Source organism: Exiguobacterium profundum (genome assembly GCF_001909285.1).
Classification (GTDB): domain Bacteria; phylum Bacillota; class Bacilli; order Exiguobacteriales; family Exiguobacteriaceae; genus Exiguobacterium; species Exiguobacterium profundum.
On the sequence record NZ_MRSV01000001.1, the window covers coordinates 1,878,556 to 1,894,812 of the forward strand.

Annotated in this window: 21 protein-coding genes and 1 other annotated feature; of the genes, 9 read left to right on the forward strand and 12 right to left on the reverse strand. The window is 43.6% G+C overall.

The window, feature by feature from the left end; translation table 11 throughout:
* Nucleotides 1-180: zinc ribbon domain-containing protein (locus BBB58_RS15460; RefSeq protein ID WP_244150726.1), on the forward strand; the 180-nt coding region annotated here is incomplete at its 5' end.
* A 129-nt stretch (nt 181-309) separates the two neighbouring features.
* Here the strand turns inward: BBB58_RS15460 and BBB58_RS09730 are convergent.
* The 5 genes from BBB58_RS09730 to BBB58_RS09750 all read right to left on the reverse strand — a co-directional run bounded on the left by BBB58_RS09730 (nt 310) and on the right by BBB58_RS09750 (nt 3,678).
* Nucleotides 310-1,290, reverse strand: a complete 981-nt coding sequence (locus BBB58_RS09730) for a Gfo/Idh/MocA family protein (protein ID WP_074037035.1) — start codon at nt 1,288-1,290, stop codon at nt 310-312.
* 9 nt (nt 1,291-1,299) lie between these two features.
* Nucleotides 1,300-1,758, reverse strand: coding sequence for a GNAT family N-acetyltransferase (locus BBB58_RS09735; protein WP_074037036.1), 459 nt, complete (start codon nt 1,756-1,758; stop codon nt 1,300-1,302).
* Nucleotides 1,759-1,839: 81 nt separating this feature from the next.
* Nucleotides 1,840-2,523, reverse strand: coding sequence for a hypothetical protein (locus BBB58_RS09740; protein WP_074037037.1), 684 nt, complete (start codon nt 2,521-2,523; stop codon nt 1,840-1,842).
* Nucleotides 2,524-2,529: 6 nt separating this feature from the next.
* Nucleotides 2,530-3,210, reverse strand: coding sequence for a hypothetical protein (locus BBB58_RS09745; RefSeq protein WP_074037038.1), 681 nt, complete (start codon nt 3,208-3,210; stop codon nt 2,530-2,532).
* A gap of 99 nt (nt 3,211-3,309) precedes the next feature.
* On the reverse strand, nt 3,310-3,678 hold the full coding sequence (locus tag BBB58_RS09750) for a PH domain-containing protein (RefSeq protein ID WP_074037039.1): 369 nt from the start codon (nt 3,676-3,678) through the stop codon (nt 3,310-3,312).
* 119 nt (nt 3,679-3,797) lie between these two features.
* Here BBB58_RS09750 and BBB58_RS09755 point away from each other — a divergent pair, with 119 nt between their 5' ends.
* The 4 genes from BBB58_RS09755 to BBB58_RS09770 all read left to right on the forward strand — a co-directional run bounded on the left by BBB58_RS09755 (nt 3,798) and on the right by BBB58_RS09770 (nt 6,595).
* Complete coding sequence (locus tag BBB58_RS09755) at nt 3,798-5,003, forward strand: cation:proton antiporter (protein WP_074037040.1); 1,206 nt, start codon at nt 3,798-3,800, stop codon at nt 5,001-5,003.
* Nucleotides 5,004-5,098: 95 nt separating this feature from the next.
* Nucleotides 5,099-5,395 (forward strand): hypothetical protein, encoded by a 297-nt coding sequence (locus BBB58_RS09760; RefSeq protein ID WP_074037041.1) that lies wholly within the window; start codon nt 5,099-5,101, stop codon nt 5,393-5,395.
* 29 nt (nt 5,396-5,424) lie between these two features.
* A complete protein-coding gene (locus BBB58_RS09765; RefSeq protein ID WP_074037042.1) occupies nt 5,425-5,895 on the forward strand; it encodes a helix-turn-helix transcriptional regulator in 471 nt (156 codons plus the stop codon).
* Nucleotides 5,896-6,190: 295 nt separating this feature from the next.
* Entirely contained in the window at nt 6,191-6,595 is a 405-nt protein-coding gene (locus tag BBB58_RS09770; protein ID WP_074037043.1) for a nucleoside 2-deoxyribosyltransferase, read from the forward strand.
* On the opposite strand, the gene BBB58_RS09775 is transcribed toward BBB58_RS09770, so the two are convergent.
* Complete coding sequence (locus BBB58_RS09775; RefSeq protein ID WP_074037044.1) at nt 6,582-7,346, reverse strand: AraC family transcriptional regulator; 765 nt, start codon at nt 7,344-7,346, stop codon at nt 6,582-6,584. The two genes, BBB58_RS09770 and BBB58_RS09775, sit on opposite strands and share 14 nt — an antisense overlap.
* 127 nt (nt 7,347-7,473) lie before the next feature.
* On the opposite strand from BBB58_RS09775, the gene BBB58_RS09780 reads away from it, so the two are divergent.
* Both BBB58_RS09780 and BBB58_RS09785 read left to right on the forward strand, forming a co-directional pair.
* On the forward strand, nt 7,474-8,712 hold the full coding sequence (locus BBB58_RS09780; protein ID WP_074037045.1) for an MFS transporter: 1,239 nt from the start codon (nt 7,474-7,476) through the stop codon (nt 8,710-8,712).
* 99 nt (nt 8,713-8,811) lie between these two features.
* Nucleotides 8,812-9,064, forward strand: a binding site (T-box leader).
* Nucleotides 9,065-9,123: 59 nt separating this feature from the next.
* Nucleotides 9,124-10,356: an MFS transporter gene (locus BBB58_RS09785; protein WP_244150727.1), complete on the forward strand. Its 1,233-nt coding sequence runs from the start codon at nt 9,124-9,126 to the stop codon at nt 10,354-10,356.
* Between the two features lie 67 nt (nt 10,357-10,423).
* On the opposite strand, the gene BBB58_RS09790 is transcribed toward BBB58_RS09785, so the two are convergent.
* Nucleotides 10,424-10,810, reverse strand: coding sequence for an NUDIX hydrolase (locus BBB58_RS09790; protein WP_074037047.1), 387 nt, complete (start codon nt 10,808-10,810; stop codon nt 10,424-10,426).
* Between the two features lie 91 nt (nt 10,811-10,901).
* Here BBB58_RS09790 and BBB58_RS09795 point away from each other — a divergent pair, with 91 nt between their 5' ends.
* A complete protein-coding gene (locus tag BBB58_RS09795) occupies nt 10,902-11,603 on the forward strand; it encodes a CPBP family intramembrane glutamic endopeptidase (protein ID WP_084543080.1) in 702 nt (233 codons plus the stop codon).
* Between the two features lie 5 nt (nt 11,604-11,608).
* Here the strand turns inward: BBB58_RS09795 and BBB58_RS09800 are convergent, their stop codons facing one another.
* From BBB58_RS09800 to BBB58_RS09810, 3 genes are read right to left on the reverse strand one after another with little or no spacing between them, the layout of a single operon-like run.
* Nucleotides 11,609-12,343 (reverse strand): MerR family transcriptional regulator, encoded by a 735-nt coding sequence (locus BBB58_RS09800; RefSeq protein WP_074037048.1) that lies wholly within the window; start codon nt 12,341-12,343, stop codon nt 11,609-11,611.
* A gap of 23 nt (nt 12,344-12,366) precedes the next feature.
* Nucleotides 12,367-13,344: a serine hydrolase domain-containing protein gene (locus BBB58_RS09805; protein WP_084543082.1), complete on the reverse strand. Its 978-nt coding sequence runs from the start codon at nt 13,342-13,344 to the stop codon at nt 12,367-12,369.
* Nucleotides 13,322-13,867 (reverse strand): Rossmann-fold NAD(P)-binding domain-containing protein, encoded by a 546-nt coding sequence (locus BBB58_RS09810; protein WP_074037050.1) that lies wholly within the window; start codon nt 13,865-13,867, stop codon nt 13,322-13,324. Before BBB58_RS09810 ends, BBB58_RS09805 begins: the two co-directional genes overlap by 23 nt.
* Before the next feature lie 217 nt (nt 13,868-14,084).
* Here BBB58_RS09810 and BBB58_RS09815 point away from each other — a divergent pair, with 217 nt between their 5' ends.
* Nucleotides 14,085-14,894: a GGDEF domain-containing protein gene (locus BBB58_RS09815; RefSeq protein WP_074037051.1), complete on the forward strand. Its 810-nt coding sequence runs from the start codon at nt 14,085-14,087 to the stop codon at nt 14,892-14,894.
* A gap of 21 nt (nt 14,895-14,915) precedes the next feature.
* On the opposite strand, the gene BBB58_RS09820 is transcribed toward BBB58_RS09815, so the two are convergent.
* Both BBB58_RS09820 and BBB58_RS09825 read right to left on the reverse strand, forming a co-directional pair.
* Complete coding sequence (locus BBB58_RS09820) at nt 14,916-15,605, reverse strand: toxoflavin lyase-like VOC family protein (protein ID WP_074037052.1); 690 nt, start codon at nt 15,603-15,605, stop codon at nt 14,916-14,918.
* Between the two features lie 41 nt (nt 15,606-15,646).
* A complete protein-coding gene (locus BBB58_RS09825) occupies nt 15,647-16,255 on the reverse strand; it encodes a hypothetical protein (RefSeq protein ID WP_074037053.1) in 609 nt (202 codons plus the stop codon).
* Between the last annotated feature and the right edge of the window lie 2 nt (nt 16,256-16,257).

A 16,257-nucleotide genomic window follows, 5' to 3' on the forward strand; every position in this document is an offset into this window, starting at 1 on the left:
TACGGACGGACGCTCATCAAGGCAGACCCCTGGTACGCATCGACGCAGATCTGTTCCACTTGCGGAGTAAAAGGCGAGAAGAAGACGATGGATGTTCGTGAATGGACGTGTACTCATTGTGGTGAGTACCATGACCGTGACATCAACGCGAGCCTCAACCTATTGATGTTGGCCGACTGACAACCATTCAGGGCAGGGACTGCCCGACGAGCTTGGTAAACAACCGTGGCTGGTAAGAGCACGGTCTTCCCAAGAAGCTCCCCCTTCAATTTGTGAAGCAAATAAGTGGCGAGTAGTTCACGTTTGTATTTATTTGTCTGCTGGATAGACCACGCCAAGCTGTGTTCGAACGTTCGTCATCACATCAGCAAGACGAATCATGTCATTTGCTGAATGTACAACTGTTTCCGAAGCACTAGCTTCGATCGCACGAACGAACGCTTCGATCTCATAGGACATCGGAGCATTCTGTGATTCTGATACGATTTCTGACGTGCCATCTCGCAACTCTAGACGGACTTCATCGCACGTCGCGATATCGTCGATGATGATGCGTCCCTTTTCCCCAATGATCTCTGAAGGCGTCGATGTCGCATGAATCTTTGAATGCATGATGATGACATCCAAATCGTCATAAGAGAGAATGACCGTTCCGCTCCCGTCCACTCCCGATTCCAGCTTCACACCGCTCGCCTGGATCTCATTAGGTTGACCGAACAGTTTTAAAGCAGGACCAAGAAGATACACACCAAGGTCCATCAACGAACCGTTCGAGAAAGCAGGATTGAACGTATTCGGGTTCTCCCCTTGTTTATAGAGGTCGTACCGTGAAGAATACTGTGATTTATTGAAGACGGCCCGACGCACCGGCGCGATTTGCTTCATCGCCTCTTGTATCCGTTCGAGGTTCGGCATGTACAAGTTTCGTAATGCCTCAAGTAAGACGACCTCGTTCTCCTTCGCGACTTCAATCATGCGGGTGACTTCCTGGACGTTCGAGGCGAGTGGTTTTTCACAGAGGACTTGCTTCCCATGCTGCATGAACAAGATGCTCTGTTCGGCGTGAAGTGAATTCGGGCTCGCAATATAGATGGCATCGATGACATCACTCTTCGCCATCTCTTCAAGTGACGTGAACGTATGTAAAATGGAGTGATTTTCTGCGTATTTTTTAACACGTGATTCCGTGCGCGAGTAAAGTGCTGTCACTTCTACGTCATCCAACTGATTGATTGTTTCAATAAACCAGTCTGTGATGAAGTTTGTACCGATGATGCCGAAACGGATCATGTGAATTCCTCATTTCTGTTCTTTCAGTTTTTTGATGAGTAAAATTTCATCCAATAAAGGAATCTTATCATATCCGACATGTGGGATTGTCGCTTTCAGTTTTCTTGCCCGCGTCACCGCATCATGAATGATTCGTTCTAGACGATAGCCACGACGTTGATAAAAGCCAAGCGCTCTCAAATTATCATTGGTTGTGATGACGATTAATTGCTTAACTCCGTTCTGCATACCAATTTCTTCAACAGCATGGAGTAAGTGAGAGCCGATCCCACTATTCTCTATCAGACTATCAAGAGATATGATTTCTACTTCTTCATCCCGAATAACATACGTAACAAGACCGTGAATTTGATTTGTATTCATGTAGACAAATCCTTCGAGCTCTGCACAATCGTATGTTCCCGAAGAAACGACCATTTGAGTTGAACCCCAATGTTTAAAAAAAAAATTGCGAATATCTTCTTGCATACTAGTATTGATTGGTACGATCACTTAGTTCATCCCTGTCTATATATGATTAAAAATACGGTATTTGAAATATATCGCAAGCTAATATACTCTCTTATTATTGGTTTCATTCTGAAAGACTTCGGCACGTCTCCTCTCTTTAAACGGCCAACGATAAATCTTTTCCTCATTTCCGACATAGGCTACACCGTTTTCAATAGTCAACGAGGGACAGTCAAGGAGATGACGTGGCATCGGATAAGAGTCAATCCGTCCGTCCACTTGGACATGAACGAGACGACCGTCGATTGAAGAGATGACCCACACCCCCTTCTCTGATGCACACATCACGTCACAATCATGAAGGACCGGGGCCTTTCTGATCTCTTGATTATAGCGAAAACGTACGGCTCCCTCTGTTGATAAGCAGACGAGTGCCTCGGTCGAGACCCCTTCTCCAAAGATACCCTCGTCCCCATACCCGATCCAGATTCCCGTTTCATTTATAACGACTACTGCAATCGCGTTACCTGCGTGAAATGAATGTTTGATGTCTCCGTCTGCATCTAACACCCACGCATTGATTGGTTCTCCTTCTAACGTAAACGCCCAAATGAACAAGTGATTCTCGTCAATGATTCGAATACCTGCCACATATTCATGCCGTTTGAAGGCTATAGTCAACCCATTCCAATGGATGTAGAATTGATGATTGGACTTGACCAAACGAGCGGAACCCATCGGCTTCCGCGTATCGGAATCAATCATCTCTATTTCATCGTTCATACACAATCACCCCTTACCGTCTTCCGATCGCTTGGAATGTAATGCCTCTCGAAACTGTCTAGATTCTTCATCACTCACCACTTCGTCTATATATCTCGATTTCCAATAAGGCGAAAGCTCCAACTCGTCCACACCGATTCGCTTGAACCAATCTAACACCGTCTCATTCGGTTGATGTCTTGAGGCAATCGGCAAGTCCAGATTGAACTGGATGAGCGCATTCCGAATCGCATTATCGGTCCATTGAACCTCTTTGGATTCCACAAATCTATTTGCTTTAGCCTTACGCCTTCTTCGTTTTACGGTGCCACTCGAGAAATCAATGGTCGAGACGACACGCTTTCTTTTCCGTAGCAAGCCGAGCGTCAAAATCAGGAGAACAATCAAACCCCCAATAAGGAACCATAACCAGTATGAATTTCCCGACTCGGTTACTGTCCCTCCTGTTTCGAACGTATAGACTAAAAAATCATTCTTCAAGAATTGAAAATCCTTATCATCTTTCAAACGAAACTTCCCTCCATATTCATCACTGCTGGTTCCGTCCTCTCCAGACAAGAGAAGCACGATTCCACCTTTTGTCGGGTCGTGAAACCATTCCCAAAATAAACGAGCCAGATAGATAAATCCAGTCACCAACACCAAACTGCCGAGCATCATCATCAATAATCGGGTTGTAAATCGCATCGTAACCTCCATCACATATTATGTATGATCGTATCATGTATGATAAGAGATTGTCAGAAAAATCCAAACGAAAAGACCGAGAACTCTCGGTCCGCTGTTTTACAAAATTGCTTCTGCGAGTAATCTGTCGAACTTACGTACATCCACTTTTTTGTTTAGTTTTATCTTAATTGTACCGGCACGAGTGAACAGTTGGACTTCTGAGTTCAAGTCGAACATTCCTCCCGCATTCTCCGTCGAGTACATATTAATCGAGTCGTACGGAAGCGAGTAGACTTCAATCTTCTTCCCCGTGAGCCCTTGAGCGTCACGGACAATCAGGCGTTTGTTCGTGAAGACGGCGACGTCACGTACCGTCTTGTAGGCAGCGACGGCCCGCTCCCCATCGATGAATGACTCCGTGATGTTACTTGGCACCTCACACTCTGAATAAAACGTCCACGACAAATCACCAATCGGGTTTCCCATATTGATTCCTCCCTGAATAAATGACATGTACTACCACCTATATTCCACATTTTTCGTTTGATTTGACCGCGAATGGGAAGATAATGTATAGCATGTTGATTGTAGAGGAGGACGTCGTCATGATTGCGCAGCAAATCATCACATTACTACTGATTGGCTATTTCATTTATTTGATTGATTCCAAACGAAATTATTTCCCTGTTCCGGTCATCTTGGTATTGATCGGAATAGCGCTCTCATATATCGCTTTTTTTGATTCTTTTTTCATTTCAAAAGATATGATCTTCGAGGTGTTCCTACCGGCACTTCTGTTTACATCGGCTTATCAGTTCAAATACAAAGATTTGAAAGACAATATCGGGATCATCACGATATTGAGTACGGTCGGTCTTGTCTTGACTGCCATCTTGATGGGATATGGCACGTTTTGGATCAGTGAGTTGTTTACACCACTCAGTTTGACCGCCTCTTTCTTATTGGCGTCCATCTTGATTCCGACCGACCCTGTTTCTGTGACCGCGATTTTAAATCGGAGTAAAGGAGAGAAGCGGATTGCGGACGTCGTCGAAGGTGAATCGATGGTGAACGACGGGACGAGTGTCGTCATCTTCACGATTTTTCTTAGTATGTTCGCAACGGGAGAGCGGTTCTCCACGCTTAGCTTTTTAAGTGAATTTTTGATAGTGTCTGCTGGAGGAATCGGGATCGGCTTCGTCTTTGGATTTGTACTTAAAAAATTGATGATTGTCAGTTTTAAAAAGCATGAACTCGTCATGTTGACGATCGTCATCGCGTACGGGGCTTTCTATCTTGCCGACGCGCTGGAAGTATCGGGTGTCCTTGCGACCGTGACAGCAGGCATGATGCTCTCCCATGAGCTTGGCATGAAAGAAAATTATGAATCGGTCCAGCGTCACTTGGATGGATTTTGGGATATTGTGATTCCCATGCTACTCGCTCTCTTGTTCTTGTTGATTGGAATCGAAGCGACCAGCTACCTGTCTATATCGCTCTGGACGTTCGCAGCCCTATTATTCTTCCTTTCCATCCTGACCCGGTTCATCGTTGTCGGCGGTCTCGTCTATTCCGTCCCTGTATGGCGAAAGGAATTTAAAGACGATTTGACAGCGACTTCTCTCCTTACTTGGTCCGGGATTAAAGGAACAATGTCGATTGCCCTCGTCCTCTGGCTAGAGGCAGAGAACATTGACGGATCGAGCGAAATGATTTCTCTCGCGTTTGCCGTCATCCTCCTCTCTCTTGTCTTACAGAGTATTGGTGTTTATCCGCTCACTACCTATTTAACGAATAAAGATGACACGTGAAAAAATCCTTCTTCGGGAGGATTTTTTTATTCGGGAATTGACATCGACTACTTTAAGTGTAAAATTACACTTGTAATATACTAGGAGGTGATCTGTTGGAAAACACTTCAACACCATCCGCTGCCATCTCTACTGGGATCGTGACCGTCGCGCTTGCACTCGTCGCTTCATTTCTTACCCCATCATTTTTGAAAGTCGGAATCATCTGGGATATGGTCGCTTTCTTAGTGATTGGGATTGCGACATTCAGTTTTACATACCATTATTATCAATCAAAACGGTTGTCCTATTGGCAATACATTTGCTGTTATGTCATCGTCTGTCTCTTTTTATTCACCGTGTTTCTCGGAATCTCATGGTTACTGATTTTCATAAGCTCGGCGATGCTCTGAGTCGAACAAACAGGAAGGAAGAACCGATTATGAAAAAATCCGAATTTATTGAACAAGTCTCTCGAAAAATGAAATTGATTCGTATCGAATCTCAGTATTCACAGGAAGAGATGGCGAACTTACTCGGTATTTCAAAAAAAACGCTCATCCAAATCGAGAAGGAGCGGAATGAAGCGAGTTGGTCGACGATTGTGACGCTATGCGCCTTATTTAACGAAAGTGAGATTCTCATACACTTGATTGGTGACGACCCCGTCGAATTCGTCAAACTGATTGCGACCGAGAACACTTATGAGCCGAAAGAAAAAACACTCGGCGGACGCGTCTTTTGGCATGCAATCGAGTCAGGTCCACATTACACCCTTCAACAAAATATCATCAGCGGACATTATCGGATCATCGATCTCAACCATGTGAGGTGGTACAGCACGTTTGATGCAGAGGATGCCGAACAGGTAAGGTCGAAGTTGGAACATCAACGAGAGGGATTAAATAAATAAAAAACGTAAAGATTTAATGATAGCTTTAATCCTCATCATCTTTACAATCACTTATTTTTGGTACGTTCTAAGCGTGACAAGTGGCACGATTGGATTCATCGGCACAATCATTTTACTCGTCCTCTCGTCGATTTTTACCACACGCTTGATTCAATCATACGTTCCACTTACTTTGATGATATTCGTCCTAATGATTGTGATTTCTTTCCTTGTACTTTGCTGCTTGTTGATCATTTTATTTTATGTTGTGGCTCTTTACCAGATGAATCATCTATAACGAATTGGAGGTTTTCACATGCGATTTTATGTCGGTTCAAGCTTTTCAAATATCGAAGAAATACGGTTCATGCGTAATGAGCTGATTGCGCTCGGTCACACCCATACATATGATTGGACTCAAAACGAACGCGCCACATCAATTGATGCATTACGCTCGATTGGCGAAGATGAGGTTTCTGGAATTCAATCAGCGGACTTTGTCGTCATCCTATTGCCTGGAGGTAAAGGCGCACATGTTGAACTCGGGATTGCTATCGGGATGAATAAACACGTTTTCCTATACGATTTGGGTGATCAGATGATGAATATGAAGGAGACGAGCACGTTTTATCATGTGAATGCGGTGCAACGCTTGGAGGGACCGTTCAACGCCCTCCCCTACCAAATTCAAGATCGATTGAAGCTCTCTAATCACGTTTGAGCTGATGCCCTTTATTCTCACGGAATCGAGCCGGGGTGCATCCTACCCATTCCGTGAAATGCTTGTTCAGTTGAGCCGAACTATTGAATCCGACTTCTTGGCTGATTGCGAGTAGTGTAAGATCCGAATAGCGAAGGAGCGACTTCGCATGAATCAGGCGTTGTCTCGTGATGTATTGATACGGCGTCTGACCGATTCGCTCTCGAAAGTTCCGTATGAACTGATACTTACTTTGATGGACGATTCGACTTAATTCCTCAATGCGAAGCTCTGTATGATAAGAATCATGAATGACACGTAAAACCGGTACAAATAAGTCTTCAGCATCTAAAAAAGTGTGGATGAGGTGACTCTGAATGAACGTCATCACATCATCTGTAAGATCAATCTCTAAAAATCCTCGACTTGACCACTCCCCTAACAGTCTTCTTATCGACATGACCGCTATGGAAGGAAACATTGGATTGACCCTGTTTTCAAACCCGTTCAATAGACTCGCAATAAACCGAAAACTCACATAAGTTGTTTCAGTTGAATCAGCGAATAGTCGATAGGACTGATTCGGTTGAACCACAATCGATTCGCTGTCTTGGAGACGATATTCGAATGCATCCACCTCAATCCCAATTTTCCCTTCCAACACGAGCACCCAGACGATGTCTTCTTTGCTCTTTTCTCTTTCTGTCGTCCAATCCCCACCAGAAGAGACGTAACGTATGGCGACGTCAGGCAGTGTAAGTAATTGTTCCATATACCCCTCCAGATTATTGCGCAAAAATCGAGCAATATAGTGCACGATGATTCACTTCAAATCACGCATACTGTTCATAACAGTCAAGTGGCCACTTCACTGACCTTATGAAAAGATGGTGATTCACATGTTTCAATCGCTTCATCCTAACCTAAAAGTTAGACTTGGCTTGAACTTCTTTCAAAAGCTGACTCAAACCGCCGTATTTCCTTTTTTGACGATTTATTTCGTTCGCCAGTTCGGTGCGACGGAGACCGGACCGCTCATTGTCTTGACGATGATTGCCTCATTCATCACAAGTCTCTTTGGAGGCCAACTGTCCGATCGTTACGGAAGAAAACGAATTCTCTTCATCGGAGAAATACTACGTTTCGCATGTTATATCGGAATGGCAATCGCAGGTTCTCATGTAATTGACAGTGCCACCTTATTATTTATCTTCTTCTTTTTAAGTCATCTTTTGAGTAGTGCCATCACGCCAGCAAACGAAGCCATCCTAATCGACGATAGCCGACCGGAGCAACGAAAATATTTATACACACTCAGTTACTGGATCATGAATGGGTCCATCGTCATCGGTAGCCTAATCGGCGGCTTTTTCTTTGAGCAGTATCTCTTATCACTGTTAGTATCGACAGCCTTCCTCTCATTCGGATGTGTCTTCTTCATTTACTTGAAACTCGAAGACCACTATCAACCTGTACGAACAAAATCACGGAAGACCACTCGTATGTGGACAGGATATGAAACGGTCATAAAGAACCGACTTTTTTTGTTTTACCTTATCGCAGGTATTTTGACGTTGTCGTTAGAGTTGCAGCTTACGCATTATCTCGCGATTCACTTTGCTGAGACGTTACAAGTTGTCCCGTTATTCCATTTCTCACTAGATGGGACGAGTGTTCTCGGACTGCTTCGAGCGGAGAATACGATTCTCGTGTTACTGCTCGGTCTAGTTTTGATGCGTTGGACCCAATCAATCTCTGAACGTGCGCTACTTTACACGGGTGTCACACTATTCAGTCTTGGATTCGCCATCTTACCGGTTTCAAATGATTTTTCAATGCTATTTCTCGCTACGGCTTGTTTCACGTTCGGAGAGCTGCTATATGTCCCCATTCATCAAGCCATGTTAGCTCGACTCATAGAAGACCATCTGCGCAGTCAATACTTGGCCGTGAACGGTCTCCGCTACAGAGGTGCGCTTCTCATTGGAGCAATCAGCGTTTCGGCTTATAATGTCGTGTCACCCGGTTGGATGGCCATCACTTATATTTGCTTTGGAATATTGGCAATCTTCTTCTATCGTTCAATCTTGAAAGAACTGGATAAGTGCCAACCTTTAGAATTGAAGAAAGCGTCCTAGATCACAATCATAGTTTAGTATCTTGAAGGGGATATACATCTATCTACCAAAAACGTTTCCAATATTTGCACAATGTGCTATCCTTAAAAAAATGATCTGATAAACGCGATGAAGAGAAGAGTAAATCCATGAATCTTTCGTAGAGAGCCCCGCCGGTGAAAAAGGGTAAAGAAGATGGATCGAAACAAGACTCCGAGCAGCGCCATGGAACTCACCCCGAGGGATATGGCGACGGGCACTCCCGTTATAGAGTTGAGGTATAGTCCGACTCGTTCGGCAGTACCAAACAAGGTTCGTACGGTGACGTGCGGACGAACAGGGGTGGCACCACGATGAGAATCTCGTCCCCAAGACTTCGTTCTTGGAGGTGGGATTTTTTTGCGTTCCGAAAGTGATTAAAAAATAGAAGGAGTGATTGACTTGAACTCGTTTCAAAAAACCTCTACGCTACTGCTCGTCAGTGTCGGAATCTCAAATCTCGGTGCTTGGGTATACTTTATCGCGCTCAACCTGATTGTCCTCGAGATGACGGGATCTCCATTCGCCGTCTCGATTCTCTATGTATTAGTCCCACTCGCTTCAATCACGGCGAACCTTTGGTCAGGTAGCCTGATTGACCGGGTCGATACGAGACGACTGATGATGTTGCTGGATGTCCTGCGCGCATGTCTCGTATTCAGCTTGGGCTGGATCGATTCTTTATGGTTCATCTATGGAGTCGTCTTCATCCTGAATCTGATGAGTTCATTATTCGAATCATCAAGCCTGGTCTACATGACGCAACTCGTACCTGCCTCGAACCGTCAAAAGTTCAATGCGATGAAAAACTTTGTACAGTCATCCGGTTTCATTTTAGGTCCGACGATTGCGGGTCTACTCTTTCTAGTCGGGAGCCCGACATTTGCGATTTTTGTGAACGCCTTCGCACTCATTGGATCGGTCGGTATGCTGATGCTCCTCCCATCTCACCTTCGAACGAATGCGCCTGTTGAACCACTCTCTATGCGGATGATCATTGACGATTGGAAGGTTGTCATCCGATTCGCTTCGAATGCCAGATATGTGATGCTCATTTATGGCTTGTTCTGCGTAATGACCATCTTCATGTCTGGACTCGACTCGTTGGAAGCGTCATTCGCGACCCAAGTCCTTCACTTATCTGAGAGCCGCTACGGATTTCTCGTCAGTATTGCTGGAATCGGGATTATTGCAGGGTCTCTCATTAATTCAAGATGGAGTCACCTCTTATCCTTATCGTTTTGTATCGGATTCGGGGGCATCATGACACCAGTCGGCTATCTTCTTTTCGCAAGTTCATCGTCATTCATGATGGCCTCAGTTGGATTTTTTGTCCTGACATTCGCGCTTGCCTTTGCAAATACCGGATTTTTATCATTCTATCAGCACCATGTCCCGGTCGAAATCATGGGTCGGTTCTCTGGCGTTATCAATGTGGGAGAATCAGTACTCGTCATCCTACTCACGTTCGGGATTGGACTCCTTGCCGAAATAGTTGGGATTCGCCCGGTCTATCTCGCATTCTCCATTCTCTTCTTCCTCATCGGTTGTTATACGATGTACGTCATGCGCGACCGTTCGAAACGGAACTATTTCACTTACAATCAAATTGAAGAAGCATCTTAATATATTTTCCGGTCGCTTATATGCGACCGGCTTGTTCTAATCGATGAATCGCTTCATTGATTTTTCATCATACACTCCACCGTTTAATTAGCTCAAGATCTTCTGGAAATGCAAGTTCCAATCGCTCCAATTCATGAATCGACCACCAATTGACTTCATCGATGTCCGAGTCGATAGTTGCGGTCGCCAACCGCTCCTTACACGTTTCCAAGAAATAATGTGTCTCGACCTGAAAGTTTGATATGATGGCTCGTTTGATATGTAGTCGTTGATCAACAGAAATGCGATAGCCCGTCTCTTCTAACACTTCGCGCCGACAACACTGTTCCGGAGTTTCTCCGTCTTCTAAACCGCCTGATGGTAAACTCCATTGTTGTACGTCACGATTCTTTACGAACAAGACTTTCTTTTCTTCGTTGATACATAAAGCAGCTGATCCAATCCACTGTTTCATAGTCTTAATACTCCTTTTTCATTTTTCTGCTTGCAGGTGACGTTACGTCACCCGATATGATGGGGCTACAACCACATAAGGAGGAAATACGATGTTGAATCAAATGCAAAAGAAAACAACTCCCATTTGGACATGGAACCAGTTCGCAATTACGATGGTTCTTCTATTCGGAGTGACGCCCCTACTTATCGAGCGACACTTACACAACTTTCTAGAACAGTCATGGGGAAACACCCTCTATTCAGGAACAAGTATTGGTCTTTTGTTGGCCATAATATTTATGACTGTCCTCTATCTCGTCGCAATACGTCCTCAAACCCTATCGCTGGAAACGTTAGGACTTCGCCGTTTTCCATTGAAAGATTCGGGCATCATCTTTCTATGGACAATTGTGCTAATTGTACTCAGTATCATCATCGTCATAGTCCAATCATATTTCGGTATCGGTACGTCGAATACAAAAACAGAGAGTTTACAAAGTGACTTGTCGATTATCTCCATACTGATTGCATTTGGATCTGCGGCTATCGTTTCACCGATCTATGAAGAAATCTTTTATCGTGGATTCTTATACCGCTTTTTTCAAGAACTATTTGGGGTTGGGATCGGGATGATCATAAGTGCTGGAATATTCACTCTCGCTCATTTACCGACGACAAACACGTTACTCGTCAATTTTGTATCGGGACTAGTGTTCGCTTGGGTATATGAACGGACCAACTCTATCTATTCCAGCATGCTCATCCATGGCACCTTTAATGGGCTAGCCGTTCTATTGACTGCATTGGCATGAGGGAATCAGTCTGCTATCTCTTGATATAGTGAATCAATATAGGCAAGAATCGATGCATCGATTGGATACAGTCCTAATTCATTCGATGCATCAGTTGATTTTCGAATCTTCCAAAATGATTCAATCAATTGTTGATTGTCTCCAAATGTCTCGTCTGTTAACCAAGTCAAATCTTCTTTAAGAATTTGGGCTTCTTTTGAGGAAGGGGCGACCCCACGTTCGATTAGAATTTCGGTTCTTCGAATCAAGTTGATCCACTTTTTCGTATCATTTTCACCGTCTTCTAATTTAGGTAAACTTGATTGCAATGAATCAGACTCTTCTTCCGTAAAATAGTCCGTCCATTGTTTCCGGTCATTTGATTTAGCTTGAATAGTTTGCAGTTTCGTCCAATCGATTTTTTCATTTTCTTTCTTCATGGATTGAAGGAGCGTGACAGTATGGTTTCTGGCCTGCTTCAATTCCTCTAACTTTTCTTCTAACGAGGACAGATGGGCGGACAAGATGCTTGTAAGAGATTCCTCATCTAAGATTCTCCGAATCTCATCGAGCGGGACGGTCATCGATTTTAAAAGCATGATTTTTTGAAGCCGAAACATTTCGTCGTCACTATAAAATCGTTTCTGTACATCGTTCGTATACGAGGGGGTGACCAAATTGATTTGGTCATAGTATCGAAGCGTACGCACAGACACGTTCAGTTTTCTTGCGACCTCTCCCGTTGAATAGTGTCTAGCCAACGTGTAGCCCTCCTTATAATACGTTATGTGTATGTCCTTAGTAGCTGTCCGATCAATCCTTCGAGTTGATGAACCCCTTCATTCCGATTTGATAAACAAATGAAACTTTTTGGAGAATTTTTCTCCATCACGAGTATGCTTTGAAACCCGATTCCCCAACCGAATGAAAATCCTTTACTCGGCTCTTTCGGATTTACAAATAGACCATGTCCTACTTCGGCATTTGTAGATGAAGGTGTGAATAAAACCCTTTTTGACTCCTTATTCAAGAAACCTTCTGTCGTAATTGCGTTGACGAGCGTCGCTAAATCGGAAGCCGTTGTCCAAAGTCCACTCACTGCAGGGTAAGGATAATAACATGCCTGTGGAGAGACGACTGACCCGTTTGGCTCAATCCCGTCTATGCCATACTGCTCTACCGTCTCTAAGTCATACGAACTCGAGTTCATATCGAGCGGTGCAAAGATGTATTCAGTCATGATTTTTTCAATTGTATTAGACATGCATTGCTCAATCGCATGTTGGAGTAAACAGTAACCTGAATCTGAATAGTGGAACGTCCCAACTTCCTGTGACTGGATAAACACCGGTCGCTCATAATAAGGTGTGTTACCCAATATTATCTCTTCCATCGAAGGGATCTCTGTACATTGTTCCATCGTCCCGAACTGATCAGGCAAATCGATTATGCCAGCCTCATGTTGGATGAGCTGTCGTATCGTGATTTGTGAAGGAATCCCATTTTCATCATTCAACGTGAAGGAAGAGAAATAATCATTGATTTCCGAGTCTAAATTTAACTTCTGATCTTCAACGAGCTTCAAAATGAGAATCACCGTAACAAATTTACTAATCGAACAGGCGGCGAACATCCTGCCTTCATAAGAGACGTCTCCCAATTGAAATGCGGACAACTCCCTTCTTTCAGTGATAGTTGCCAAATCTAAATTTGATACATGGTGCTTCTCCATCCATTCGCTAATCGTTTCTCGAGTGAACATTTAAGTCATCCTTTCGTGTACCAATCAATCGATAGTCGTCTTGGTTCTGCATAGCATCGTGAACACCTTTCACAATCTCGTCGTGTGTCAACCAACGGACAGATGCCAACTCATGCATTTCACCTAATTGGACTTGCCGATACAGCTGTTGGTCATTGAGACATAGACACGCCTTCTCATATTCCGTATTCGCCCGGCTACCTAAAATATGTATCACCTCTGCAGTTTCCGAATGATTCAAAATGAGTTGCATCGCTTTCCCTGAGCCTCGGTGCACCCACGCGATGACTCGATCAAATGGACCGTTTTTTTGCACTGCTTTCTGTAGTGCGATTGAAAGTAGTTCCTCATCGCAATAATCAACAATCAGCGGATGACACGTTTCAGGATTTCTTTGTACGACGCTTGCCATTTTTTCTTTATTTCGTCCAATGACCGTGACATTATGTTCGATTGCCAGATAAGATGCGAGTCCTGCCAACATCCCCGTCCCTCCGACGAGCAATATATGTTTTCGATTCATGCTATCACCTCTTTTTCCATTATACACCAATCATTCGTACTTCTTTTTCTAAAGAAGTTTTCGCAAACATTCACGTCTTTTCAAAAATAAGCCTTTTAAAATAGAATGAATCACTTATAATGAATCAAGTGTTCAAATCGGTTTGAACAATCACTATTTCGGAAAATGGATAATAGTGTTATCATTGCAATTTATTTCTTTTAAGAGGAGGATACCTATGAGACACTGGACAACGATGTCCATACAACTAATCGCACTCATCGTTGTATCGTTGACATGTAGTATTCTACTTTCCTCTGTGCTGATCCTGAATCATCTACCCGTTTGGTGGATGATCTGTATTCCGATTCTTTATCTTTCAACTTTGCTCATTCACCGAGCGTCTGGTGTACTCATTCTGTTAGGATTCGCTGCTTACTTTTTAATCACGATGCCTGTGTATGAGACTGCCGCTACTGCGCAACTATATATTTTATTACTATTAGCGATTTTGACGGGGTTGTCTTACTGGCTCCAAGTCAAGCTTTTTCATGCCCAGTTTGCACTAAAGGTTGCGGAAGCGAGAGTCAGTCAGTTAATTGCGGTCGACCCAGAGACCGGTTTTGATAACCGTGATCGTTTTTTGATGGATATAGAGGCTGAACGGGATCGGTTGATTCGCCACGGTGAAACGTTCGTGGTGTCATTCATCACACTGCCCATTCTCGATCATTTTGAAAAACAGTATGGTTCATCCGAATATGAATGGTTCTTATACTATTTTAGTGACGAACTTCACGAAGCGACTCGACGAACGGACAAGAAGTATCGGGTTGCGCAAGACACATTCGCCATGATTTTCCCTCGAACTTCAATCGAAAATGCACAAATTGTACATGAACGAATCAGACCACTACTACTAGATTATTCACGTCAGAACGGTGATTCGCTCACTGTTGAATGCTCAGACCAATCGTTTGAGGTGAACTTGGAGAACGCAGTCATACGATTAGAAGAAATTCATCGGTATGTCGAATCTAAAGACTAAAAAATGAGTTCAATTGTGAACTCATTTTTTGATGGAGTGAATATGAATCTCGTGTTTCTCATCCATTTCGACGATGTATCGTTGATCAAGTACCATCTGAATTGGACTCGGAATCGACAGTTTTGGTGAAAACAGCCACACACGACCTGGAGGAACTAATAAAATGTATGTCTCGCTATTCGGTGCGCCTAAAAAGTTCAGATGACGCTCATCGATTGGGTTACCGTCTCGGCGGTGGATCTCGATGTTTGAAAGTTCTTGTGCGACATGTAGCGGATCTTCCACAGTCAAACTCATCTCGCCAATTCCAAGAAATTCATTCAACGAAAAGGACTCGATGTTACTTTCTGGATTAATCGAATGTCGAGCAATCAACTCGACGACATTCTCGTCCGTATCGTAAAAATAAAGCGATGATGCATCGATTCCTTCAAAATAGATTTCGTCCTCCCCGTCTTCAGTTAAAAGCGGGACACGTGACATCAGCCATTCTTTCGCTTCTTTGAATCGATTAGCCGGAATATTGATAGCGAAATGGTATTGTCGCTCTTGCTCCGTTTTAGCCTCTTGAAATACCAACGCATCTTCACCTAGATTGATTCGAAAACTGGTCAGGTCTTCTTCACTGACTGATAATCCAAGTCGTTCCGTATAGAAACGTTTCATTTCGTCAAGTCGGTTCGTGTAGAGTATCGTTTCTGTGATTCTCATGATTTCTTCCCTCGCATTCCTTATCACTATTCTTAATTCTTTCATTTGATCATTCGCTTGTACTTTTTATATTCTGTCCAACTCATATCCATCCCTAACAGCTCGTTACAAACATCCCTCTGCCAAGTGTGTGGATTGAAACCAATCACTGGCTTTGACTTTTCACCTGAATCATCAAAAGTCAGAACCAATTGAGCCACACTTTTTTCCATATAGGTTTTAGCCAATCTCTGATTAAACCGGCTGTAATGCTCACCTAAAGAAAAGGTTGGCTGCACTGCCCACGGACATCGCTCGATTGCCATTTGAAGATACTCGCGCTCTTTATGTCGTAGCACTTTTGACATGCTTAGACAAATCAATGCAGAAATTTCAGGTGTTGCTGCTTCGATCAATCGATTCGCCACCTCAATGACTTCCTCATCCATCTCGAAATCATTCCATCCTATATCATATAACGCCAAGGCAAAATAGAAGGGTTTATCTGGATGGTATGAAAAAGCTGTTCGGCAAAACGCGTTCACTCGATCATAATCTTCAATCCGATCCAACCGTACATAACCAATAAGCAGATCCCAGCGATATGAATCGGTCGGATCAAGTAGCACATAGTCAATTAACAGCTGCTCGATGTCCGGAGTGTCGCGCATGA

Bases quoted from the DNA above. Each gene is read 5' to 3' on its own strand.
- BBB58_RS09775 (WP_074037044.1), bottom strand. From the start codon at position 7,346: ATGGAACAATTACTTACACTGCCTGACGTCGCCATACGTTACGTCTCT.
- BBB58_RS09735 (WP_074037036.1), bottom strand. From the start codon at position 1,758: ATGCAAGAAGATATTCGCAATTTTTTTTTTAAACATTGGGGTTCAACT.
- BBB58_RS09730 (WP_074037035.1), bottom strand. From the start codon at position 1,290: ATGATCCGTTTCGGCATCATCGGTACAAACTTCATCACAGACTGGTTT.
- BBB58_RS09740 (WP_074037037.1), bottom strand. From the start codon at position 2,523: ATGAACGATGAAATAGAGATGATTGATTCCGATACGCGGAAGCCGATG.
- BBB58_RS09790 (WP_074037047.1), bottom strand. From the start codon at position 10,810: ATGAAACAGTGGATTGGATCAGCTGCTTTATGTATCAACGAAGAAAAG.
- BBB58_RS09795 (WP_084543080.1), top strand. From the start codon at position 10,902: ATGTTGAATCAAATGCAAAAGAAAACAACTCCCATTTGGACATGGAAC.
- BBB58_RS09770 (WP_074037043.1), top strand. From the start codon at position 6,191: ATGCGATTTTATGTCGGTTCAAGCTTTTCAAATATCGAAGAAATACGG.
- BBB58_RS09820 (WP_074037052.1), bottom strand. From the start codon at position 15,605: ATGAGAATCACAGAAACGATACTCTACACGAACCGACTTGACGAAATG.
- BBB58_RS09810 (WP_074037050.1), bottom strand. From the start codon at position 13,867: ATGAATCGAAAACATATATTGCTCGTCGGAGGGACGGGGATGTTGGCA.
- BBB58_RS09780 (WP_074037045.1), top strand. From the start codon at position 7,474: ATGTTTCAATCGCTTCATCCTAACCTAAAAGTTAGACTTGGCTTGAAC.
- BBB58_RS09765 (WP_074037042.1), top strand. From the start codon at position 5,425: ATGAAAAAATCCGAATTTATTGAACAAGTCTCTCGAAAAATGAAATTG.
- BBB58_RS09750 (WP_074037039.1), bottom strand. From the start codon at position 3,678: ATGGGAAACCCGATTGGTGATTTGTCGTGGACGTTTTATTCAGAGTGT.
- BBB58_RS09815 (WP_074037051.1), top strand. From the start codon at position 14,085: ATGAGACACTGGACAACGATGTCCATACAACTAATCGCACTCATCGTT.
- BBB58_RS09805 (WP_084543082.1), bottom strand. From the start codon at position 13,344: ATGTTCACTCGAGAAACGATTAGCGAATGGATGGAGAAGCACCATGTA.
- BBB58_RS09755 (WP_074037040.1), top strand. From the start codon at position 3,798: ATGATTGCGCAGCAAATCATCACATTACTACTGATTGGCTATTTCATT.
- BBB58_RS09825 (WP_074037053.1), bottom strand. From the start codon at position 16,255: ATGCGCGACACTCCGGACATCGAGCAGCTGTTAATTGACTATGTGCTA.
- BBB58_RS09745 (WP_074037038.1), bottom strand. From the start codon at position 3,210: ATGCGATTTACAACCCGATTATTGATGATGATGCTCGGCAGTTTGGTG.